We start from the raw sequence: 26,879 nt of genomic DNA, 5'->3' as shown, positions 1-26,879 counted from the left end.
GGATGCCTTCTTCATTCGAGAGAAGGCCGCGAATACAAGATTCCTGAGGGTCCCCCATGCGAGCAAAAAAGTCCCCGCGCGCACGCGCGTCTCAAGCCCTGCGCCGTTCCCAGCACGTCTTCCGCGGCGTTGTGAAACCCCTGGCGCAGTCTGCCAAGACGATGGTGGAGAAGGCGCGTCAAGCCACCGCCGCCAAGGCGCCGGCGCCCGCGCAGGGCTGGAAGATCGAGACGCTGGAGCCCAAGCTGCTCATGTCCGCCGACGCGATGCCCGGTGTCAGCCGCATCGAAGGCGCCATCGAGCAACCCGGTGAACAAGACGTCTACGAGTTTGTCGTCGACTCGCAGACCCGACTGTTGTTCGACGGTGTCGACGGCGAGCAGACGCAATGGCAGCTGTCCGCCGGCGGGAACACCGTCTTCAACAGCAGGAGCCTCAGCGACTCGGGGGACCGGTTCCTCCAACTCGACCCCGGCACCTATCGCTTGACCGTCGACGGCCTGCAGGACCGCACCGGCAGCTATAGCTTCCGTCTGGTGGGTGAGGACGCGGCCGTGGCGCTGCCGGTCAACCAACCCGTGAGCGGACGCCTCGAGTCCGGGACACAGGCGGCTCTTTACTCGTTCACTGCAGAGGCGGGAGACCGTCTGTACTTCGAGGCCGGCGCGACCAGCGGCTCGACGAACTGGACGTTGTTCGGACCCAAGGCCAACATCGTCAGCAGCACTCGTTCATGGGGTGACGGCGGTGCCTTCACCGCCGATCGCAGCGGCACCTATTGGGTCAGCATCGAGGGCGCGTCGGGCAGCACCGCAGCGGCCGACTATGCGTTCACCTTGCATCGCAGCCGGCCCGTGCAGGAGGAGCTGGTGTTGGGGGCGTCCTATGTGGCCGACCTGTCCACCGTCGGCTCTGCCGCCCTCTATTCGTTCACCTTGGACGAGACGACACACGTCGCCTGGGACCAGCTGTCGGCCGCCACATCGGGCGCACGCTGGTCTTTGCTGAACGAGAGCGGCACCCAGGTCGGCAGCGGGCAGCTGAGCGTGCGGGACGGCACGTCGGCGCCGATGTTGCTGACGGCCGGGCGTTATCTGCTGCGTCTTGAGGCCCAAGCGCGGTGGACGGGCGAAGCCGGCTTCCGGCTGCTCGCGTCGGCTGACGCGCCGGCGGCTGGAGCCGTCGTCGAGTTGCCGGGCTCCGTTGCCCCACAGCGCGGCGGCCACGTGGTGCGCATCGATGCGACCGGGCCGGGAGGGCTTTCGATCGCCTATACCTCGGCAGACCCGAATGCTGGTCCCTCAGCCGCGGTGTGGCGGGTGACGGACGCGTCGGGGACGCCGATCGCCTCCGGCGGTCTGACCGCGCAGCAATCCACCACGGTCGCCATGCCGGCGGCCGGCAGCTACTACGTGTGGGTCGACCGGACGCTGGCCGCCGGCGGCGTGGCAGGCGATCTTCGAATCAGCCACTGGGATGTCCAGACACCTGTCGCCGTGACGCTGAGCACGGCGGCGCCGACGCCGTTCGAGGTCGCGGCGTTGGTGCCCGGGCAGGTGCACGCGATCGACCTGCACGTCGAAGCCGACGGCACCTGGCTGTTCGACACAGTGGCAAACACCGCCAGCGGTCAATGGCAGTTGAGCGGCCCGCGTGGCGTGGTGTCGGACTGGCGCACCTTCTCGGACTCTCAGCTGAGCGCCGCGGCACCCGTCCGTCTCGCGCGAGGCGATTACCGCCTGCTCGTGCGCGACACTTCGGCGCCCCTCACGCTGACCGCAACGTCGATCGAACAGGCGTTCGTCACACCTTCCGGCGCCGTGGCGCTGCCGCTGCTCGCCACCGGCGAGTCGGCGCTGCTTCGCACGACAGCGACGCCTCTCGATGCCTTCACGATCACGCAGGCCGCCGAGGGCGGGTTCAACCTGAAGGCGTTCGACGCACTGGGGCAGGTCGTTTACGACTCTACCGCCGCGACCGGCAGCTTCGAACACACCCGCGCCAGCGGGGATCTTTTCATCCGCGTCACCCGCGTCGCACCCGGTTCGGCTGCGGCCGAACTGACGATCGAACGCACCCCGGCGCAAGACGTGGGACCGCAGGGCACGCCTGTCGAGCTGGGGCAGCCGGTGACGGCGGATGCCGGCGGACAGCTCGCACCGGTGTACACCTTCACGATGCCGCAGGACGGCCCGCTGTTCGTTGAACCCCGTGGCGGCGCGGCCAGGTGGTTCATGCTGGAAGGGCCGCTTGGCGTCGACTACGGAACGATCCCCTCCTGGTGGCACAACGGCACCACCGATGTCCCCGGCCCGGCCGTGATGCCCTGGCTTCCAGCAGGTGGACCGTACAAGCTGACCTTCTTCGACGCGCAGCAGAACTTCTCGTTCATGCTCCACGATGGGAGCCAGGCGACCGCCCTTGCGACCGGCCAGCCGGTCGACACGGTGCTGGTCGGCGACCAGACCATGGCGACCTTCCGCCTCGATGCGGTGGCCGACATGGACTACCGGCTCGCCAACCTGCCCGGTGGTGCCAGTGACCTGGCCGTGCAGATCTTCGATCGCTACGGTCAGTCCGTTTTCGGCGGCAATCCCGCGTCCGACGCCGGCGGGGTCTGGCGCCCGGCGGTCGATGGCGCCTACACCATGGTCGTCTGCCGGGCACTGCCCGGCGACGCGCAGCCGACGCGCATCCATTTCGAGCTCCTCGCCACCGCCCGTTCCGTCGACCAGGGGGCCGACGGACCCATCGAGCAAGGCCAGCTCAGCTTGACGGAGGTCAATACCCTCGCGGTGGACCAGCTTGCGTCGGGAGCGCAGCAGACGATTCGCTTCGACGTCGCGCAGGACAGCTGGTGGACGCTACTCACTGACACCTCGGGCGCCAGCGAAGGTTATTGGGAGCTGCGGCGGCCGAGCGACGGGGAGTACCTCGGCAGCATCTGGACGTGGCCCGGGGAAGACGCGCCGGCTACCGACTACAGCCTGTCGAGCGGCTCCTACGAGTTGACCTTCTACAACCAGGGCAGCGTCGCCGGGAATTACTCCGTCTCGCTGGTGCCTGCGCAAGTGGTGGCGGAGGTGACGCCGGGATCACCGGTGGACTTGGGGGCCGTGACCGCCAACCAGGCGGTGGCACTGCAGCTCAACGGTCAGGCGGGCGACGATTACGACGTCCGGCTGATGTCCGGCGACGCCTGGCAACCGTACGACGTCTGGGTGCTGGACGGTGAATGGAACTACGTGCGGTTCGATCAAAGCACCGAAGAGGGCTCGCAAGACCTGCGACTCCAGTTCCGACACTCGTACCTCAGCGGCCCCGTCTACGTGGTGCTGCGCGCCCGCGACGGCGCCAGCCCGACGCCGGTCCAGGTGCTGGTCGAACGCACGCAGGGCACGCCGGTGGCCAGTGACGGCGAACTGGTGCCGGGGGAATGGGTGGAAGCCGGCGCCTCCGAGTCCGGCTCCGTGAAGTACGCCCTCTCGGTGCCGTCGACCGGCATGTTCGCGGTGGAAATGGAGCGGCGTGTCGGCGGCACGGCGGACGTGCCCGTCTACGAACCGTACGACGGGGCATGGCAGCTGTGGGGCGCCGATGGTACGTCGATCTCCTACGCCAACGCCAACAGCGTCATGTCGATGTCCGCCGGCGAGTACCGTCTCGGCTTTTGGGATGCGGATGTGCGCGTGCGGGTGATCAAGCTCGACGCCCTCCCGGTGCTCGAGCCGGGTGTCACCCAAACCGCCGCCCTGAGTGCTGAGCAGCGGGTGGCCTATTACTCGATCGAGCTGGCCGCGGGAGACCTGTGGCGCTGGACCTCCACTGCGCCGACGCAAGGTGCTGGCAGCTACAAGCTGTACGACATGTCGGGCCAGCGGGTCTGGTCGGGCGAATTGGGCACGACGAGTGCCGGCCGCTTCGACGACGCCGGCCACTACGTGCTGGCCGTCCATTACAACGGGACCGAAGACAGCTCGGTCGAGCTGACCAGCGAGCGCTTCGCCCACAGCCTCACGACCGAGGCGCATGGCGCACTGCCGGTCGACGCGCCCACCGACCTCACCATCGTGACGGCGCCCAATCAGACTGTCACCATCACCTTCGAGGTGCCGGTGACCGGGCCGTGGTCCTTGCACCTCGGCTCTGGCGATGCCGTCGTGATCGGCACGCTGGAAGGCCCGCGTGACACGAAGATCTGGAGGAGCAGCCTGTCCGGCGACGGCATCGACAACATCCAGTTGCTCGAGGCCGGACGCTACACGGTGATCCTGGACGCGGAGGACGCGACCCAGGCCGAGGTCCTGCTGCGCCTGATCCCGCTCGCGGCGTCGCCGCAGCTTCCCGATGCAGGCGTGGCCGTTCAGCAGCTGGCGGTCGGCGAGACGGCCTGGTATGCGCTGAACGTCCAAGCGGGTGAGCAGCTGCGCTTGAAGCTGGAGGCCAGCCTCGACGGCACCCCGACGTCCTCGGGTGGATTCGAATACACCGTCATCGACGCCTACGGGCGTTATGTGCTGTGGCCTCAGCCCGCGGACAACTGGGGGCAAGGTGAGGTGAGGGTCGAAGCCTGGCGCGACGGCCCCGTCTACCTGTCGGTGCGTCGCATCACCGACGAACCGGTGACCGAGGCCACGGTCGTCGTCGAGCGCCTCGGCGTGACGCTGCAGACCAACAATGCCCAGCCGATCCAGCTGGGCGATCAGGTCGAGTGGGCCGCGTCGTCCGACCTGAGCTTCGAGTTCGACATCCCGGCCGACGGCCTGGTGGCGCTGGCCTGGGAGGGCGGCGACTGGGAGCGCTGGCAACTGACCGGCCCGTCCGGCGTGGAAGCCGTGCAGTCCCTGCGCGAAACCTTCACGCATCTCTCCGCGTCCGGCTTCGGCCAGACGGGAACCTGGCAACTGCCCGTGCGCTGGCTGACGGCCGGCCACTACGTGCTGACCCTGTCCGAGGGCTCCGGCCAGGCGCGCTTCAGCGTGCAGACGCTCGCTTCGGCACAGGACATTCAGCCGAATGCCGAGGTCTCGGCGCAGATCCCGGCCGACCAGTCTTATCTGGCCTTCGAAATCGATCTGAAGGCTGATAGCGATGTGTGGCTGCGCGCGCTCGCGGGCGCATCGAGCGGCAACTACTTCAGGCTCTACGACCCGGCGGGTGTCGCGGTCGACGAGGGAGACCCGGCGCGCACCGGGGCTCAGCGGCTGACGGTGCCGCGTGACGGCCGCTACGTGCTGGTGGTGGCGCGCAACGCCTTCGGCGCCATGGGCGGCACCGCGGTGCGTTTCGAGGTGGTGCAAACGCCGAAGACCCTGCAGCTGCAGCCCGGCACGCAGGGCGGCCGGTTTGTCGCTGGCTCGGAAGTGCATGCTTACACCTTCACCGCCGCGGCGCCGACGCAACTGCAGATCAAAGAGACGCAGACCTCGGGCCAGGCCAACACCTACGAGGTGGTGGATGCGGGCGGTCACGTCATCGCCAAGCTCAACGCCTCGGCGTTGAGCGGCGGCTCTCTCTACGCACTGGGCGCCGGCACCTACACGGTGCGCGTGCGCTATCCGTCGAGCACCGCGCCGACGGTGCCGGTGTCGTACACCTTCAATGCGTCTTTCGTCGCCCCGGCGGTGCCGCTTGCGGTGGGCGCAACCGCGTCGCTCACCTGGGCCGCGGGTGTTCCCAGCCAGCAGATCACGTTCGAGATGGAGCAGGGCGAGTCACGCTGGCTGGCCGCGCAGACCCCGATCGACTACGACGACCGCCTCGACTATCGTGTGCTCGATCCCTTGGGCCGCGAGGTGTCGCGCGGTGGGCTCTCCGGTGGCTACTGGAACAGCCAATCCGGCATCGCCGTGCATGCAGGCGCTGCGGGCACGTACACAGTCCAGTTCGCTGTGATCAGTGCGTACACCAGCGGCGGCAGCACCGGTGCTGCGACCTTCAGCCTTTCTGCGGGTCAGCGCAGTGAGCAAACCAGCTTCCTCGGCGATGTGATCTCGGGTGCCCTCGACCACCCCGCCGACGAGGCACGACATACCTTCACGCTGAGCGAGCCGACCCGGATCTGGCTCAACGCATCGGGCGACCGCTACCGCGTCAGCCTGTTGCGCACCGACATCCCCGGCGTCGTGTTCGCCGACCGCGACATCACATCGAACGACGAGCGGAGCGTTATCGAGCTGGCGGCAGGCAGCTATGCCTTCCGATTCGTTCCCACCCGTGGGGCGCCCGGGGCCTACCACTTCGCGACCTCAGCCGTGAGCGACCTCCCGCGCCTGGTGCTCGGGGAGACGGCCACCACGTCTGTCGCCGAAGGCCGTCAGGCGACGGCTTGGCAGCTGGACGGGACTGCGGGGCAAGACCTGCTGATCGATCCGCGCAACAGTGCCGGCACGTGGCAGTACTGGGCGCTGGTGGGCCCTTCCGGCGCGCAGGTCGCGTCGGGCTGGCAGAACGCGCAATGGGACTATGCCACCAAGGTTCGCCTAGCCCAGAACGGCACCCATGTGCTGTACCTCTACGGGGACGACGATGCGGTCGGGCCCCGCACCAGCACCTTGCGCGTCTCCACCGTCAGCACACCGCTGACGAACATCACGCTGGGTGACCAGATCAGCAGCGCCATCACCGCGCCTGGCAACGTCAACCAGTACCGTTTCACGCTCACGGAAGACACCACCGTCCTGCTAGACCCGCAGGGTGGGGCGGCCACCCTCGTGCTGACCGGTCCGGTCGGCGAGGAGCTGAACGTCTCGTTGCAGAGCGTCGAGAGCTACTACGTGCGCCGCCTCAAGGCGGGCACCTACACCGTCTCCGTCAGCGCGTCCGGCAGCACCACGCCGAACTTCGGCTTCCGACTGTTCGACCTCGCCGCGGCCGCACAAGATCACGGCAGCACGACGCAGATCTCGGGTGACCTGCCGGCGGGTCGCGCCCTCGTGGCGCACCGCATCGACGTCGCCCCGCAAACCGCCTACAACCTCGATTTCACGACGCCGGTCCAGCATCCGGATTACTTCCGCTACACCCTGGTCGACGCCTACGGTCGCACCTTGTCGAACGCCAGCTGGACCAGCGACGCTTCCGTCGCATTCAGCGGCCCCGCCGTCGGCCCCGTCTACCTGGTCGCGAAGCAGTACTACGCCTCCACCAAGCCGATCCATTTCGAAGCGACCGTCCGGCAGCCGCTGCAGTCCAGTGCGACGCTGCCGTGGAACACGGACGTCGCCGTCACCCTGGCGACCCATCAGGACCAATCGACCTATTTGTTCGAGCTGACCGAACCCGGCTGGATCGAACTGCAGGGCATTCGCGCCCCCAGCACCTCGACGCAACTGCAGATCGTGCAGCCCAACGGCAGCACGGTGGTGTCGCGCCAGAGCTACTCGGCGACCGGCAACGGGCTGATCTCTCAATACCTTCAGGCCGGCGTCTACGCCGTGCGTGTCGTCAGCAATGCGGACGTGGCCGGCGAAGTGCACTTCACGGCCCGCCAAGTGGCGGCCTCACAGCGCCTCGACCGTCAGGGCGGCGTGGCCCGCACCATCTCCGCAGACACCGGCACCGACCTCGTGTCCTTGTGGACGCTCGATGCTCGTGCCGGCGACCACCTCGAACTCGCCGCGAACCCGTCGTGGCCCGCCGGTTGGTCGGCGCAGCTCGTAGCGCCGAACGGCAACCTGCTCAAGACCTGGACACCGGCGACCGCCGCCGCGCAAGGCATCGATCTGACCCAGAGCGGCACGTATTTGCTGCGCCTGGTGCGCAACGGCATCGACACCACTGCCGGCCTGGGCGCAGGCGCGACCTTCACGGCCACCTGGGGGACGGCAGAGACCGTCGCGCCGATCGTCTCCACGTTCAGTGCGGCCGGTGCCATCGCGCGCGACGAGACCCTGACGTACCAGTTCGAGCTGGCCGAAGCCGGGCTCTGGTACTTCGACGATCGCAGCACGCCGAACCACTACGGCTACTACTACCAGAGCGCGACGGTGACCGACGCTCAAGGCGCGGTCGTGATCGCCGACTACGACCAGGCCCGCTGGCTCCCCGCCGGCAGCTACACGATCACGCTCAAGCAGACGCAGTCTTCGAGCGCCTACGATTTCATCTTGCGGCGCCTCGACAGCGCGCAGGTGCCGACGCTGACCTATGGTCAGTCGATCAGCGTTCCGTCGGCCTCGAACTACCCGGCGCGGCTCTATCGCGTCGACGCTCAGGCCGGCGATGTCCTGCGCTTCAACGCGCTCGGCACGGCCGGCAGCGCACCCCGCTGGTCCTATCTGAACGAGTACGGCCAACCGCTGACCGCGAGCGTCGACGCATCCGATGATGGTGCGGGCCTGCGGGTCAACCGCAGCGGGCCGGTGTACCTCGTGTTCGATTGGACGAACTACAGCTACAGCACGTCGAGCGGTGCCGTGTCTTTCCAGGTCGACAACATCGCCGGCCAGGAGGTGCCGGCGGTGGCCTTGGGCCAGACGATTTCCGGCACGCTCAACGCGACCACGCAGTCGGTCGAGTACAGCCTGACCCTCACCGAAGCGAAGACGGTTCAGTTCGACCGCCTGAACAGCGGTACCGGCGCCAGCAGCAGCTGGCGTCTGGTGGACGTCGTCACCGGCAGCACCGTGGCGAGCGGCAGCGTGAGCGGGGGCACCGACACGCCCGATCAACCGAGCTTCTATCTCGCGCCCGGCCGATATGCGCTGCACATGTCGACCAGCAGCTTCACCGACCGCAGCTATGCCTTCCGTCTGCTCGACGTCAGCGCAGCGACACCGCTGACCAGCGGCGTCGTCGTCGAAGGCCGGCTGGAAAGCACAGGAGAGACCGTCGCCTACAGCATCGAGGCGAACGCAGGCGACCGCATCTACGTCGATCTGCGCAACCTGGCCGAGCGCATCCACTTCTACGACACGGCACGGGGCCAGTGGCGCTACAACTACACCGCCAGCCTCCGCATCATCGACCCCTATGGTCGTGCCGTCTCTCTGGCAGAGCTGGGCGACGCGGAACTCGTGGCGACCGTCAGTGGTCGCTACACCATCCTGCTCGACGACAGCCTGGTCTACGACGACCCCGTGCCCTATCGTATGGCGGTCTACGTCTACGGGCCCAGTGAGCCTCGCACGATTGAACTCGGCGGCGCGGCCCAAGCCATGGACCTGGCCGTTGACGGCGTGAGCGTAGAGCCAGCCACCACCGGCGGCGACATCACCTCCGGTGCTTCCCTGCGTGTGCAGTGGACGGTGCGCAACCGCGGCGTCGAGGCCACTTTCGGCGACTTCACCGACCGCATCATCGTGCGGCGCGCCAGCACCGGCGAGGTGGTCGCGCAAATGGCGGTGCCTTACCTCGAATCCGCCGAGGGACACGGCCCGCTCCTGCCGGGCCAGTTCGTGGCCCGCTCGGCCGTTCTGCGCTTGCCGGACGGCCCGACGGGCGCCGGCGACCTGAGCATCACCATCGAAACCGACGCCAGCAACACCCAGGAAGAGGGTGGGGCGGCCGAGGAGAACAACCGCGGTTTCGCCTCGTTCTCCAGTGCCCTCGCGGCCTACGCCAACCTGCAGGTCACGGGGCTGGGCCTCGAGCCTGCCGGCCAGTGGCAGGCGGGCGACACCGTCACGGTGCGCTGGAACACGGTCAACAGCGGCAACGCGACGGCCGTGGGGCAGTGGACTGAACGTGTCGAACTGGTCAACCTGAGCACCGGCATGGTGGTGTTCACGCAGGCGCTCGCACTGCAGGCCCAGGCCATCGCCGCCGGCGCCCAGGATGCCCGCAGGGCGTCGCTCACCTGGCCGCAGGGGCTCAACGCGATCGGTCAGTTCCGCCTGCGCGTCACCGTCGACGCGTTGGCCCAACTCCCCGAGTACGACAGCACCGGGGCGCTGGAGTCGGACAACACGGCGCAACAGCAGTTCGTCGCGGGGCCCGACCTGGTCACGCGCAACGTGGCCTTGCTCGAAGCCACCCCGCAAGCCGGCGACACCGTCACGCTGGTGTGGGAAGACGTGAACCAGGGCGACGTGCCGACGCCGCCCGCCTATCAAGACCGCGTGGTCGTCCGCCAACGCAACGCCGACGGATCGCCGGGTGCGGTGATCCTCAACACCGTCGTCGTGTTCAGCGGCGATGCAGCGCTGCCCTTGGGGCCGGGTCAGTCGCGCGGACGCTCGCTCACCTTCACGCTGCCCGAGGGCGCCTTGGGCGCCGGCAGCTTCGACGTCACCGTGACGGCCGACAGCAACGCCGCTGGCGCCGGCATCTTGTTCGAAACCAACCTGGCCGGCAATGCCGAGACCAACAACAGCGCTGCAGGGAGCTTCTCGGCCACCGCGCGCCCGTATGCCGACCTGTCGGTGACGGAGTTGGTGGTGCCCGCGAGCGTGGAATCGGGTGCAGAGGCGACGGTCACCTGGACGGTGGCCAACGCCGGCAATGCGACCGCGACCGGCACCTGGACCGACCGTATCGTCCTCAGCCGCGACGCCGTCATCGGCAATGCCGACGACATCGTGCTGGCCAACGTCAAGCGCTCGACGTCGCTCGACATCGGCGCCAGCTACACGCACAGCGCGACGGTTCTGATCCCGAGCCGCATCGAGGGGGCCTACCGCATTGCGGTCCTGAGTGATGCCAACAGCAGCGTGCGCGAGCCCGACACGCGGGCGGACAACCTGCGTCTGTCCGGCACGGTGAACGTCGTGCAGACCTATGCCGACCTGGTGCCGAGCGTGACGGTGGCACCCACCGAGGTGTTCGAAGGGCGTACTGCGCGGGTGGAGTGGTCCGTCCGCAACGACGGCACGGTCGCGACCGACGTGAGCCGCTGGGTCGACCGGGTCTACCTGTCCAGCACGCCCACGCTGACCGACCAGGCCGTGCTGCTCGGCTCGGTCACGCATGTCGGCGCGCTGGAGCGCGGCGCCAGCTACGGCGCGGCACTGGATGCCGTGATCCCGCGCGGCGTGACGGGCACGATGTACTTCATCGTCAAGACCGACGTTTTCGGTGCGGTCTACGAATTGGGTCGGACCGGCAACAACGTCGCGGCCGCGCCGGCCGCCACCGCGGTGAAGCCCGAGCCCCGCCCGAACTTTGTCGTCGAAGGCCTCGGGTCGTCGGGCACATGGCAGGTCGGCCAGACAGTGCAAGTCGGCTACACCGTGCGCAACGGAGGCAACGACACGGCGAGTGCCTGGCTGGTGGAGGAAGTGCGGCTCGTCGCCGTCGACGACCCGTCTCGTGTCGTCACCCTCGGGAGCCCGGCGAGCAGCCGCACCCTGGCGCCTGGCGCCATTTACACCCAGAACCTCAGCTTCACGGTGCCGGCCATCCCCGCAGGGAACTGGCGCCTGGAGGTGGTGGCCGACCGCCATGGCGCCGTCACGGAAAGCTCGGAGTCTGACAACAGCGCCTCGGTGCAGATCGCCGTGGTCCACCCTGACCTGGTCGTGAGCCAGCTCGCGACGACCGGCTTGCTGCAGGGGGGCGAGTCGGTCACTCTCTCGTGGACCACGCGCAACGCCGGCACCACCGGTGCGTCCGGTGTGGGTGAGGCGGTCTACCTGTCACGCAACGGCACGGTGGACAGCACCGACATCAAGCTCGGTGAGGTGAGCCATGCGGCCCTCACGGCTGGCGGCAGTGTCCGAAGCGAACTGGTGTTCCGCCTGCCGGTCGACCTCGAAGGCGACTGGCGCTTGATCGTCGTCACCGACAGCCTCCAACAACAGCAGGAGAACACGGCCGGCGAGGGCAACAACACCGACAGCCTGGCGATCCAGGTTGCCCGCGACCACTTCGCCGACCTGGTAGTCACTTCGGTGCAGGCGCCGACCCTGGTCATCGACGATCCCGCCACGGTGACCGTGGAATGGACCGTCCGCAATCTCGGCACCGGGGCTGGTCGCACCTTGTCGTGGACCGACCAGGTCATCTATTCGTCCAACGATGTGCTGGGCGACAACGACGACATCCTGCTCGGCACCCGTCAACATGATGGCGGCCTGTTGGCGGGCGCGAGCTATACGGGCAGCGTCACCTATCAGTTCGGCCCCGGGCTCTCTCGCCACGGCAAGGTGTTCGTTCGCACCGACGCCGCCGGCGCGGTGTGGGAGAACGGCCAGGAGGCGAACAACCTGGCGTCGGCCGCGCAGCCTCTGGACGTGATGCCGATTCCGTATGCCGACCTGCAGGTCGAGTCGGTCACCGCGGGCAGCGAGGCCCACAGCGGCCGGCCGCTGACCGTTAGCTGGACGGTGGTCAATCGTGGCATCGGCATCACCAACTCGGGCCAGTGGTCCGACACGGTGTGGCTGAGCAGCCAGGCGGACGGCAGCGGTCAGCGGATCTACCTGGGATCCGCCTCGCACATCGGCCAGCTGTCGCCTCAAGACCGCTACACCCGCACTGTCCAGCTGATGCTGCCCGAGGGCCTCTCCGGCACCTACTACCTGAACGTCTCGACCGGCGGCCCGTTCGAGTTCACGTACAACCAAAACAACACGGCCATCTCACTGGGGGTGCCGGTGCAACTGTCGCCGTCGCCCGACCTGGTGGTCGAGACGGTCAGCGCCCCCGAAACGGCGCAAGAGGGGGCACTGGTCGACCTGTCGTGGACGGTGTCGAACCAGGGCGCCGGCAGGGCCGGCGGGATGTGGACCGACATGGTCGTGCTGGTGCCCGCCTCGGGCAGCGGCAATGCGGTGGTGCTCGGCACTTTCACCTATGACCGGGGTCTGGACGCGGGTCTGCGGTACACCCGCACCGAGCAGGTGCGGTTGCCGGCCAAGATCGAAGGCCAATACCGCCTGCGCGTGATCACCAACAGCGCGCTCGGCACCTCGTCTCAGGCGCAGGTGTACGAGCATGGGGCCGCCCGCGACAACAACACGACGACCTCGACGCAGGCCACTGCGGTCCACCTCAACCCGCGGCCCGATTTGCGGGTCAGCGCCCTCGTGGTGCCGGCCAACGTCACCGCCGGCACGTCCGCAGCGCTCCGCTTCACCGTCACCAACATGGGGTCGGAAGCCACCACCGCGCAGTGGTCCGACTATGTGTACCTGTCGCTGGACGGCAACCTCACGGGCGACGACGTGCTGCTGGCACGGCTGGCCAGCGGGGCGGCGTTGGCGCCGGGCGAGAGCTACACCACCGAGACCAGCACGATCGACATTCCGATCCGCTACCGCGGCGACGCCTATCTGATCGTCGCAGCCGACGGCAGCGGGCGTGTCGACGAGTACCCGAACGAGACCAACAACGTGCGAGCGGAGCGCTTCCACGTCGACACGGTGCCGTTTGCCGACCTCGTGGCGAGCGACGTCGTCGCGCCCGACCAGGTGGTGCACGGTGCGACCGTCGAGGTCCGCTACAAGGTGACCAACCGCGGCGTGGCGACCACGCGCGGCGATGCCGCCAGTGTCAACAGCTGGACCGACACCGTCTGGCTGAGTGTCGACCCGCGCCGGCCGTCGCCTGCCAAGGCTGACATCCGCATCGGGCAGGTCACGCATACCGGCAACCTGGCCCCGGGCGAGGACTATCTCGGCACCCTGCAAGTGCAAATTCCCGAGGGCATGCGCTCCGGCCAGTACTACCTGACCGTCTGGAGCGACAGCTACGACGCCATCCTGGAAGACACGCTGGCGGCCTACGTCAACCCCGACGACGCCGGCCAGATCGACAACAACAACTACAAGGCGCGCCCGATCGGCGTGCTCGGCATCACCCCTCCCGACCTGGTGGTCAGCCAGGTCGCCGCGGTGCCGCAGGCCACGGCCGGCGCCGACTACAGCTTCTCCTACACCGTGCAGAACCGCGGTGACCAGTTCGACGGGACGTGGACCGACAGCGTCTGGGTCAGTGACAACGTCGACCTGTCGAAGGCCACCGTGAAGTGGCTGCTGGGCGAGTACACCCAGGATCGCAGCCTGCGCAACGGCGAGACCTACACGGTGTCGCAGACGGTGCAGCTGGCGCCCGCGGTGCGCGGGGCGTATCTCGTCGTCACGACGGACGCGAATTCCGACGGGAGTGGCGAGATCAAGGAGCTCGACGAGGCCAACAACACGCGCTCTGCTGCCTCGGCGGTGACCACGCTTCCTGCGGATCTTCAGGTGACGTCGGTGGTCACCGAGCCGCAGAACTTCTCGGGCGAGGAAACCACTGTCACGTGGACCGTCACCAACTTCGGCAGCGACGTCTGGTCCGGCACCCAGGGTTGGGTCGACAGCGTGTATTTCAGCCCCGACCCGGTCTTCAACGTTCAGCGTGCGACCCCGCTCGGGGCCCTGGTGCACTCGAATGCGACGGGGCTCGCGGCCGGTGCGAGCTACACGGCGTCGGCCAAGTTCAGGCTGCCCCCCGGCACCGACGGTCCGTACTACATCTACGTGATCACCGATACCGGTGCGTCTGGCCAGCTGCTGTCGCCGACCGTCACCAACCGCGCGGCGCAGGAGCTGCTGGACCGCAAGCAAGAGAACGAGCCGGCACGCGACAAACACTACGCGACCAGCGTCTTCGAAGGCGCGCGCAACGACAACAACGTCGGCCGCGGCACCTTGAACGTGACGTATCGGGAGCCGGACCTGCAGATCGACAAGATCACCGTGTCCAACCCCAACCCCATGTCTGGCGACACGATCACCGTGAGCTGGACGGTCACCAACCGCGGTGACCGCGAAACCCGTGTGTCGGGCTGGATGGATGGTGTCTTCCTGTCGCGTGACGCCAGCCTCGACATGTCGGACTACCCCCTGGTGGACAGGTGGAGCGAGATCGAGACGCGAGTCCGTGTCCGCCAGACGTATCTGTTCGGTCCCGACGGCAAGCCCCGCTATCTGCAGCCGGGCGAGTCCTACACCAACTCGACCACCTTCACGCTGCCCTCGTCGATCAGCGGCGACTTCCACGTGATCGTCAAGGCCGATACCTCCACCGCGAAGTGGGTCGACCACAAGGTGGAGAGCAGCATTCGCGAAGGCCTCGACACCCTGGAAGGCAGCGGCCCCGGTGCCGTGCTCGAGTTCCAGGACGAAGGCAACAACGTCTCGTCCATCCTGCTGCCGATCACGCTGGCCACGCCGCCGGACCTGCAGGTGACGCAGGTGTCGGTGCCGCAGTCGGTCCTCGCCGGCCAGTCCTTCAGCGTGACTTACAAAGTCGAGAACAAGGGAGGCAGGACTCCGCAGGACCAGCAGCGCTGGAACGACCTCGTCTACCTCTCGAAGGACCGTTTCCTCGACCTCAACAAGGACCGCTATCTCGGCTACCTGGCGCACAACGGTGGCCTGGACGCGAGTGGAAGCTACGACGCCACGCTTCACTTCACCGCCCCCCGCGACATGGAGGGCGCCTACTACGTGTTCGTGGTAGCTGACCCGGCGCGTGCCTGGAGTTCCGGTGAACACGGCGCCGTGCTTGAATTCGGCAAAGACGACAACAACGCGTCGGCCGCCGTTCAGCCGATGCTCATCGAAACCCCGCCGCCGGCCGATCTCCAGGTGACGAAGGTGGACGTGCCGAGCAGCGCGAAGGTCGGCGACGAGGTCGAGATCACCTTCACGGTGACCAATGCCTCCATCAACCCGGCCTACGGTCGCTGGACCGACGCGCTCTACCTGTCGGCCGACAACAGCTGGGACCTCGGCGATCAACTGCTGGGCAAGGTCGAGCACCGGGGAGACCTGGCGGCCAACGGAACCTACACCGGCACGCTGAAGGCCAAGCTGCCGCCGTTGAAAGACGGCCAGTGGCGCGTGGTGGTGCGTCCGGACCTGTACAACGAGGTGTTCGAGGGTCGCATCCTCTACACCGAGACCGGCCTGAACTTGCCGCCCGGCGAAGCGAACAACCGCGTGGCCTCGGGCGCGACGCTGCGCGTCGAAGTGCCGGTGCTCACCGTCGGTGCGCCGCAGACCACCTCGCTGTCGACCGGCGACGTGCAGCTCTACAAGGTCACCGTGCCTGTAGGCCAGACGTTGCGCTTGCACCTGGACTCCGACGCCACTGCCGGCGCCAACGAATTGTTCGTGCGCTACGGGGACATCCCCACCGGCTACGCCTACGATGCGGCCTACACCAACCCGGTCGCCGCAGACCAGCAGGTGTTGCTGCCGACGACCAAGGCGGGTGACTACTACGTGCTGGTGCGCTCGCGCCAATCGCCGGTCGCCACGACCGCCACGCTGCGCGCGGACCTGTTGCCGCTGTCGATCACCCGCGTGACACCCGATCAGGGCGGCACCGGCGACGATGCCCACCGCTGGGTCACGATGGACATCGAAGGCGCCCGGTTCTCGCCTGGCGCATTGGTCAAGCTGAGCCGCCCGGGCGTGTTCGAGATCGAGCCGGAACGCTGGCAGGTGATCGATGCGACGCACATCCGCGCCGTGTTCGACCTGCGCCACGTGCCGCACGGGCTCTACGACGTGACCGTCATCAACCCCGACGGTCAGCGCGTCACCGAGGCCTATCGCTACCTGGTCGAGCGTGCCATCGAAGCCGACGTGACGATCGGCATCGGCGGGGACCGAAGTGTGGTGCCAGGCTCCAGCAACACCTACAGCGTGGTGCTGCAAAGCCTGACCAACGTCGACACGCCGTATGTCCGCTTCGACGTGGGCGCCTCCGAGATGGGTCGCAACCAGTACCTGCTCGACGGGCTGAATCTGCCCTTCGTTGTGTTCTCGTCCACCGTGGGTGGGCGCCCTGAGGGCGCCATCACATCGACCGGTGGCAACACGCAGCAGTACGAGGCCACACCCACGACCGGTGTGGCGACCAACGTCCCCTGGGCCTCGCTGGACGGTGCGGTCAACACCTCTGGCTACAACCTGGCGCCGGGCTACGCCTTCGACGTGACGGCCGGAGGGTTCGTCGGCTTCAGCTTCAATGTCCAGACCTACCCCGGCCTGCAGGAGTGGCTGGCGTACGACTTCGAGGGGCTGCGCACCCGGCTCTACGGGATCCGCCCGGACTGGAGGGCGCAAGGCCTGCTGGACGGCGGCGTGGCCGACCTCGACAAGATCCAGCAGGGTCTGACGCGCAAGTTCCTGTCGCGCGACCCGGAGGAACACCTGACGGACATCGAAGCGCTGGCGATCCCGTTCCGCTTCGACACGCTGGGGGCGGCGACACCGCTCACACGCGATGAGTTCATCGAGGAGCAGAGCGACCATGCGAGGAGGCTGAGACTCGCCATCCTTGCCGATGCCAGCGCCCCGAGCACCTTGGGGGTGCTGGCGGCGGATGAGGCGCAGTGGGTGCAGGGATGGTTGGCCGCGCTGGAGGCGGGGGGCCTGCTGCGCCCTGTCGACCAGGCACCGCCGATCCGCCTGACCCCTCAGGTGGTCAGCCTCAACACCGCGCTGGCCACCGGCATCCTGCTGAGCAAAGGCGGCGAGAGCTACCGGACCCAGGCCGACCTGCTCGGCTTCTTCGCGAAGGTGCAGGAGTGGTACGGCGACACGGCGCGGTGGGCGGGCGACCCAGAGGCCCGAGCCGCCGACGTGGACTACATGGAGGTGCGGGAAACGGAGAACGGCGACGTCGTCACCGTCCCCGTCCCGGTGGCACCCGACGCCGCCGATTACGACCGTGCGGCGACGGCGGACACCCACTTCATCAGCTTCGACGTGTTCGCCGGCGCCCGCGCCGAGCTCGAGTACCTGCGCCACATCGGCCTGCTCGACCAGAAGTTCGCCCCGGTCGGACCGCAAGCGTTGAACCTGACGCAGTACCTGCAGCAGGCGGCCGCCCGCGAGGCGGGCGCGCAAGCCGTGGTCTCGGTGCGTGGCCCGCAGACGCTGCCGACCGCGACGGGCGAGGCCTATGTGCCTGCCGATCTGGCGCTGCCGTACAAGGTGCAGTTCAGCAATCCGACCGAAGGTGCGGTGGGCGAGCTGCGCATCGTGACCGAACTCGACGGCGAGTTCGACCCGCGCAGCCTGCGGCTCAACGACCTGAAGATCGGTGACATCAACGTCCACATCCCGGGTGACCGGGCCGTCTTCCAGGGCGACTTCGACTTCACCGGCAGCAAGGGCTACGTGCTGCGGGTGAGCGCCGGCGTCGATGCCGAGACCGGCATCGCGACCTGGCTGCTGCAGGCGATCGACCCCGACACGGGCGAAGTCCTGCGCGACCCGTCGCGCGGTCTGCTGCTGCCCGGCGCCGACGGCAAGGCGGCGAGCGGTTTCGTCAGCTACACCGTGCGCGCCCTGGCGGATGCCCCCACCGGCGCGACCTTGAGCGCTCAGGCGCGTGTTGTCTTCGACCAGGCGCCGCCGATCGACAGCGGCAGTGTGAGCCATACCCTGGACGCCGGGGCGCCCAGCACGACCTTGCAGGTCCGCACGATCACGGCCACGGCCGGCGACGCGCCCACCTATGAGGTGCAATGGCAGGCAAACGACGATGCGAGTGGCGTCAAGCACGTCACCGTCTACGTCTCGGAGAACGGCGGCGACTTCCGCATCTGGCTCAAGCAGGTGGCCGGTGCAGCCAGCCAAGCCGTCTTCAACGGCGAAGCCGGCAAGACCTATGAGTTTCTGGCCGTCGCGACCGATCATGCGGGCAACCGCGAGGCGGCGATCATCGCCAATGCGGTGCTGCCCGACGACGGCAGCCGCCAGGACGCCCAGCAGCAGCTGGGGGTCAACGAAGAGCTGACCGGCACGGCCGAGTTGCCCGCCGCCACCCCGGACCGCAACTACGCAGGCAGCGAGTTGTTCGAGCAGGCCTCGCTGGGACTGCCCGGCTCGGTCGCCCCGGCACAGAAGGGCGATCTGCAGACGGTGATCGCACCGATGAGTGTGCGCAGCTTCGGCAGCGGTTTCGCATCCAGCGACGCCGGTATCGGTGCGCTCGCAATGGTGCAGCTCGCGGACGGGTCGGTGCTCGCCAGCGCCGGTGTCTTGCGCAACGAGGTATTCCGCTTCGGCAAGGACGGCGGTCGGTCGACGACCCCCTTGTTCGTGCTCGACGCCCCGGTGCTCGACATGGCGCTCGACGCCTATGGGCAGTTGTGGGTGATGACCGGCAAGGAGCTGTTGCGCATCGACGCCAACAGCGGCGCCGTGATCGACCGCTACACGGGCCCGGGCCAGGACCCGTTGACCCACGCCCTGGCGATCCAGCCCGACACGGGCCTGATCTATGTCTCCTCGGGCAACGGCATCGAGATCTTCGATCCGAAGGCGGCCGACCCGAGCAAGGTGTGGAAGCACTTCTCCAACACCCGCGTCGGCGACCTCGCCTTCGGGCCCGACGGCCGCCTGTGGGCGGTGCGCTGGACCGGCTCCGAGATCGGCGCCGCGGTGCCGGGCAGCAGCACCGAGATCGTCAGCTTCCCGATGAGCGGCCGCAACCAGGGCCGTGGTGAGGTGGAATACCGCCTGTCGGGCACGATCGACAGCATCGCCTTCGGTGCCGCCGGCACCCCGCTGGCGGGCCTGATGTTCGCGTCCAGCACGCCGGCCCAGCGCCCGGTGATCCCGGGCGTGAGCGAGGTCGGCCACACGACGTCCGTCTGGATGGTCGAACTGCAGTCGCGTCGCGTCCTGCAGCTGGCCACTGGCGGCACCCGCGGCGAGGCGCTGCTGACGACGCAGGATGGCCGTATCCTCGTCGCGCAGACCCAGCACATCGACGAGATCGCGCCGATCAAGGCGCCGCGTGTGCTCGGCGCCAGCGTCGCTGACGGCGCGCTGCTGCCGCTGCCGGTCAACCAGATCGCCGTCACGTTCGACCAGGCGATGTGGACCGGCCTGTCGGGCAACGACACGAGCGACCTGTCCAGCGTACTGAACCCGGCCAACTTCCGCCTGGTGGCCACCGGCGCGAACAGCAGCCTGGCGCTGCAGCCCCAGTCCGTCCGTTGGGACCCCGCGACCCGCTCGGCCCTGCTCACGCTGCCGGCGCTACCGGCAGGGGGATGGCGCCTCGAAGTCGCGACGGACATCCGCAGCGGCACGCAGGTTCGCCTGGCGGAGCCGTTCATCACGACGTTCACCGCGGTGATGGACTTCAGCAGCAGGGTGTCGCTGCAGTTCACCAACACGCGTGCCGACCGCCTGACCGGCGAAGTCAGCTACGACGTGAGCATCACCAACATTGGCTTCGACGACCTGCGCGGTCCGCTGATGCTGCTGCTCGACCCCGGCCGCTACTTCGGCGGCCAAATCGTCGCAGGCGCGCAAGGACAGGGCGATGCCGAAGACCTCTGGGTGCTCGACCTGAGCGCCGGCCTCCAGGCCACCGGCGGCCGTCTGGCTGTCGGCGCGACCTTGGCCCACCAGACCGTCAGCGTGCGCCCCGCCAGCCAGTTCGGCACCACGCCGGGAACGGACGCGCTGGTCAAGTTCAATCTGGGCCACGGTGTTTACGCGCTGCCCTATGAAAACACCCCGCCCGCGGTGCAGGTGGCCGGTGTGGAGGACGCCGAATCCAACCAATTGCCCGCCGCTGCGGCCGGCCAGCCGTGGAGCGCCGTGCTGCAGGCCGACGATGTCGACGGCTCGTTGTTCTTCTGGCAGTTGGTGCAGGGCCCGGCGGGCCTGACGCTGACGCCGTCGGCCAGCGTCGAAGCGACGGCCACGGGCTACCGCCACACGGCCACGCTGAACTGGACGCCGACCGTTCGTGACCTGGCCAACACCGAGGTGCTGGTGCGGGTGCAAGACAGCCGAGGCGGCGTCGCGCTGCGTCGCTTCACGCTGAACGTCGCCGGTGCCAACCAGGCGCCGGTGATCGACACCGTGCGCGACATCACCTTGATCGAAGGACAGCCGTTGAGGCTGCCGCTGACCGCTGTCGACGCCGACGGCGACACCCTCACGTTGACCGTGCGCAACCTGCCCGCCGGCGCGTTGTTCGACGCCGGCACCGGTGTGCTCAGCTGGACGCCAGGCTACGACCAGGCCGGTGAGTACAAGGACATCACCGTCGTCGCCACCGACGGCAAGACCACGGTGATCGAGCAGTTCAACCTGTTGGTGCTGCAGGGCTACGCCAAGCCTCTGATCGCGCCCGTGGCGACCCAGACGCTGCGCGAAGGCGAGAGCTTCGCGCTGCAGCTGCCGGGCAGCTTGCCGGGCAGCTTGCCGGGCAGCGTGGTGCAGGCCGACGGCACCCGGGTCACGCTGCGCTACGACAGCGCCTGGTTGCCGGGCGGCGCGACCCTGAACCCCGAGTCCGGTTGGTTCCAGTGGAAACCCGGTTTCGCTCAGGCCGGCACCTACCGCCTGCCGGTGGTCGTCACCGCCACCTACACCCCGGCCAACGGACGCCGCCCGGTGGTCACCAGTGCCACGCGTGAAGTGGTGCTGGAGGTGTTGAACGCCAACGGCGCGCCGGTGTTCGCACCGGCCGAGACGTGGAACGTACTGGAAGGGCAGGCGCTGCGCGTCAGCGTGTTCGCCTTCGACCCCGACAACCCGAGCTTCGAGCCCAAAGTCCGTCTCGTGTCGACCGGCTCCGCCATCGGCGAGCAGACTGTGCCGGCCAGCGTCACCTACCAAGTCGACGGTCTGCCGCCTGGCGCCTCATTCGACAGCGAGACGCTGGAGCTGGTGTGGACGCCGGGTTACACCCAGGCGGGCACCTATCACGTGCAGGTGACAGCGACCGATGACGGCAATGGCACCGGCGTTCCGCTGGTCAGCCGCATCACGTTGCCGATCGTGGTGCGTGAGGCGAACCGTGCGCCGGAGATCGGCGACGTCGCGAATGCGTTCGTCGACCGCGGCGCCGTGTTGGAGATCCCCGTCCACGCCGTCGACGCCGACGGCAACCCGCTGACGCTGACCGTCGCCGGTCTGCCGCCGTTCGCGACCTTCACCCAGACCGCCGGCGGCGCGGGTGTGATCCGTTTCGCGCCGGGCACCGGCCACCGTGGCGACTACGCCATCACGGTCGTCGCGCAGGACGATGGGGCCGGCAACCCGAACGAGGTGCTGTCGCAAGCCAAGTCGTTTGTCGTCAGTGTTCGCAGCGACACCGAGGCGCCGCAGGTCAGCGTGCCGTCCCAGTCGGTCGCGGTGGTGGGCCAGGAGGTCCGCATCCCGATCGAGGTGCGCGATCTGGACATGGATGCTCTGAGCTATGCGGCCCAGGGGCTGCCGGCCGGTGCGCGTATCGTCACCGAGCCGCAGTACGGACGTGCCTGGATCTCCTGGACGCCGACGGCCGCACAGGTGGGCGTGCACGACGTCAGCCTGGAAGTCAGCGACAGCGGGCTGCCCCCGCAGGGCGCCGGCTACATCCCCGACCCCGACGCGGTCCCCGTGCCCAACGTCACCGTGCAAGACCTGCGGATCGTGGTGCGCACCGCCAACCAGGCGCCGCAACTGATCGCGGTACAGGCCAACGGCGCGGTGATTGCCGCCGACGCGCTCGCCGGCGCGGTGACCACGGTGACGGCCGACGAGGGCGTCCCGATGGTGATCGAACTGTCGGCGCGGGAACCCGACTTCGACTTCGTCCACTGGAGCGTCCAGGGTCTGGTCGAGGGCATGAGGCTGGAGCCGGTGACCGGATCCGACGGCCAGACACGTCTGGCCGTGCGCTGGACCCCCGGGCTGTTCGCTGCACAGGCGGACAACACGAACGGCAGCACGCCAGGGCGCTACCGCCTGGTGGTCAAGGCCGGCGACGGCCATGCCTTCGCGACCCGCGAGATCGACCTGGTGGTGCGCAACGTCAACCAGGCACCGCGCCTGTCTCCGATGCCGCTGCAACTGGTGCAGGAAGGGGAGACGCTCGCGTTCACGCTGCTGGCGACCGACGCCGACAACGACGCCGTGCGGCTCGGCCTGGTGCATGACGCCGACACGCCGTCGGGCGTGAGCTTCAATGCCGCCAACGGCTACTTCGAATGGACGCCCGGCGCCGACGTGGTCGACAACGCGCACCGCGACGACCGTCCGTTCACTTTCACGTTCTCGGTCACGGACGGCAAAGTGACGACCTTGCGCACCGTGCAGGTCCGTGTGTTCGACGTGAACCGGGCGCCGCAGATCGCCACCACGAGCCACGCTGCGGTGGTCGGCGAGACCTTCAGCCTGCCGGTGACCAAGGGCGCCGGTGCGGCGAACGGCGGCATCCGCGTGAGCGACGCCGACGGCGCCGCACAGACAGCGGCGCTGACCGTGTCGTTCGACGGGCTCCCCGAAGGTGCTCACTACGACGCGACCGCCGGTCGCCTGCTGTGGACGCCGGGCCCCGGTCAGGTGGGTGACTTCACGGTGATGGCGCGCGTCAGCGATGGCCGCAACACGAACTGGCAGAGCTTCACCCTGCGTGTCGTGCCCGAGGCGGCGGCCAACGCGCCGAAGATCCTCATCAACACGACACCGTCGACTCCGGTGCTGCCCGGCCAGACCGTCGTCGCCACCGTGCGCGCCGAGGCGTTCAGCCCGATCCAGGACATCCTGGTCCAGGTCCGCGGCGGTGCGATCGGGGCGTCCGACTGGCAGACCGTCGCGCTCGACGAAACCGGGCGTTTGCGGCTCACCGCCACGGCCCCCGGCCTGGTCGAGGTGCGCGCCCGTGTGACCGACGCTGACGGCTTCCAGGCCGTTCAGACGCAGACCGTGCGCGTGCGCGATCCGCTCGACACGGCCGCACCGCTGTTGGCGTGGGGCGGGGCCCTGCAGGACGCGAGCGTCGAGACGCCGCCGCCGACCTTTGCACAGCCCACCGTGCTGCAAGCCCGATTGACCGAGCAACAGCTGATGGGCTGGCGGCTCGAGATCGCCCCGGCCACCGGCGCCGGCGTGGACAACCGCGCTTGGCAGGTGCTGGCCAGCGAAAGCTCGGCCGCCATCGGCGCCCAGGGCTTGCTGTCGCTCGCGACGCTCGACCCGGCTGGCTTGGCCAACGGCGTCTACCTGCTGCGCCTGAGCGCCTGGGACCTCAGCGGTCGCACGACCGAGATCCAGGCACGGGTGGTGATCGATGCGCCGGTCAAGACGGCGCCGCAAGCGATGGTGACCGACGCGGTGTTCCAGCTCGGCCAGCATGCGCTGGCGCTGACCCGCGTGCTGCCGAACACCGCCGTGTTCGGCAGCGACGCCCAAAATGGGTCTTCCGCCGACTTCGGCAACTGGACCCTGCCGCTGCTCGAAACGCGTCTGACGCACGACCAGGCGCTGCGCACGGCACAAGGCACCACCGCGCCGTGGCGCGAGGGTGCGCGGGTGTGGCTGCAAGTGCCGGCCAGCCTCTCGCAGGCGCAAGCCGGCCTGCATCACCTCAGTTTCACGCTGAGCACGACGACCGAAGCCCTGGGCACCCAGCCCGGCGCACCGGCGGTCGTGCGTCCGCTGTTCAGCGGCACGCCGGGCTGGACGCTGCAGGCGCATGGCGGCGACGCGTCGCAACCCGTGGCGCTGCAGCGCCAAGGCCAGCGCCTGTACGACCAGATCACCGGGCTGCCGTGGGTGCCGCAGGGCTACCTGCTGGCCGGGCCGGATGGCACGCGCTACAGCCTGGATGCCAACGGCGCGGTGCTCTCGGTGCGTTTTGCCGACGGCGAACAATGGCTGGTCAGCGACGCCGGTGTGGCGCTCGTCGGCGCGCCCGACAGTGCCGAGCGCGTCGAACTGCGGCGCCGTGAGGACGGACGTATCGAACGCGTGTCCGGGCCGCTCGGCAGCGGCGAGCATCAGTCCATCGCGTACCGCTACGACGGCCAAGGGCGTTTGTCGCTGGCACGCAGCCTGTACTCCGCGGACAGCGGCGCGATGTATGGCTATCGTCAGGACGGACAGCTCATCGCCGACACCGTCACCGCCCACCTCGGGGCGGCCGTGGGCTGGGGCGCGGACGCGACAGTGCCGACGCACACCTGGAGCGGCACGCTGCAGGGTGCACAGCCCGTGAACCTGAGCTTCGCGGTGCGTGAGAGCGAACTCGCCTCCACGGTAAAGACGCCCGGTGCCGCCGGCGCGGTGATCGTCGCCGTGGAAACCCAGGGCGACGACGTCACCTTGCAGGCCGAGGGTGCGACCGTGATCGGCCGCAGCGTCAGCGGGGCCACCACCGTGACGCTGCTGCGTGTGACCGAGGCCGGCCTGAAACTGCTGAGCCTGCAGGGGAGCGGCAGCGCGAGCGTGCGCGTCTCGCTGGCCGGGGACCTCGACCGCGACGGCGCCGTGGACGGCGATGACAGCGCGGCGTGGGAAGCGGCTGCTGCGACGGGCGGTCTCAGGGCCGACCTCGATGGCGACGGGCAGGCGACGGCGAGCGACCGTCAGGTGCTGTTTGCGAACTACGGCTGGCGCGCCAACCAGGCGCCCGTCGCGCTCGCACAGCCGGCCGGCCCTGCGCTGAAGACCCATACCGACCTCGGTACGGCACGCGGGCTCGACACCATCGCCCGCGATTTCGAAGGTGACGCGGTGTTCTGGCGCATCGTGGGGGCCGACCATGGCACCGCACGCCTGAGCGCCGACGGCGAAGCCCTGCTGTTCACGCCCGAGGCCGGCTTTGCCGGCGAAGCGCGCGTGCGGCTGCAGGCCGATGACGGCTTTGCCAGCAGCGGCGTGATCGAGCTGAGCGTGCATGTCAGCGACGCCCGACTGCTGTCGGTCAAGCTCACCACGCTGGCCCGGTTGCGTGCCGGCGAGCAGGCACGCGTGGTCGCCGTCGGCGACTTCGCGGACGAGCAGGGTGTCGTGCTGTCGCCCGACTACCTGCAATGGCAGGTGCTGAACACGGACGGCGCCGCCACGGCGGCGGCTCGTGTGCGTGCGAGCGATCTCGACACGGTCTTTACTGCGCAGCGCGACGGCTACGGCGTGCTGCTGGCCACACGCACCACGGCGAACGGGACCATCCGCGGGGTCAGCGCCTTCGCCGTCGGCGAGCCCGGCCTGGAAGACGTGGCGCTGGTCGTCGGCGGACTCGACGTCTATCCGGGAGCGGTCAGCATCGTCGCGCCTTCGGAGCACTCGCCGGCCGGCATGCGCCAGCTCAAGTTGTGGGATGGCCTGGTGGGCCACCAGATCGAGGCGGGCGACGCGCTCTATTTCGTCGGTGACGACAGCGTCGCGTCGGTGTCTGCCGATGGTTTGATCACGGCGTTGAAGGAAGGGCAGACCACGGTGACGGTGGTGCGCAAGTTCGCGCAGTCCACCGTGACGTTGAAGGTTGTGGCGCCCAGCCGCATGGGCGCGACGCAGCCCGCGGTGGTGGTCGATGCGGGTGGCGCCGTGGTCGAGAACGAGCAGGGCTACCAGGTGCAGGTGCCGCCCGGCGCGTTGACCGAGGCGGTGCCGGTGCGCATCGAGACCATCCCGCTGGAGCAGTTGGTCGAGGCCACGGGCTTTGAGGCACCGGCTGCCAGCTTCTTCAACCAGCCGGGCCGCAACCCGGCCGACAACCCGCTGGTGCCGCTGGCCGCGTTCTCGCTGGATGTAGGCGACAAGACCCTGAACGGCTCGCTGCAGTTCGCGTTGCCGGTCGATCTGACGCAGGGTACGGTCAGCGCAGGTGACGAAGTGCTGTTCTTCCGCCTCGGCACGGTGCTGCAGCCCGATGGCACCGAACAGCCGAGCTGGTGGCTGGTCGACAACGGTGTGGTCGGAGCGGATGGCATCGCGCGGACGGCGAGCCCGCCTTACCACGGTGCCCATGATTCCGGCAGCTACGTCGCGGTCAAGTACAAGTACGACCAGAGTACCGGCGCCGTCGAGGCGACCCGGACCTGGTCGGCCGACACCACCTTCTCGCTGCTGAATGGTGGCCTATCGATGGGGACCGTCGGTCTGGCGGGCTTTGATCTGATGGCCGGCACCTGGTTGTCCGGGGGGCACGTGGATCGGCCAGCGCAACTTTGATGGTGTCTTCCAGCAAGCGCC

General features: G+C 68.6%; 1 protein-coding gene. It reads left to right on the top strand.

The features are described 5' to 3' along the window. Positions 1–131 precede the first annotated feature (131 nt). Entirely contained in the window at positions 132–26,858 is a 26,727-nt protein-coding gene (locus tag AAW51_RS17060) for a CARDB domain-containing protein (RefSeq protein WP_169788044.1), read from the top strand. The last annotated feature ends 21 nt before the right edge of the window (positions 26,859–26,879 follow it).

The organism is Caldimonas brevitalea, from assembly GCF_001017435.1.
Classification (GTDB): domain Bacteria; phylum Pseudomonadota; class Gammaproteobacteria; order Burkholderiales; family Burkholderiaceae_C; genus Caldimonas; species Caldimonas brevitalea.
The sequence above is the reverse complement of the archived record's forward strand: the minus strand, read 5'-3'. Positions and strand labels throughout refer to the sequence as shown.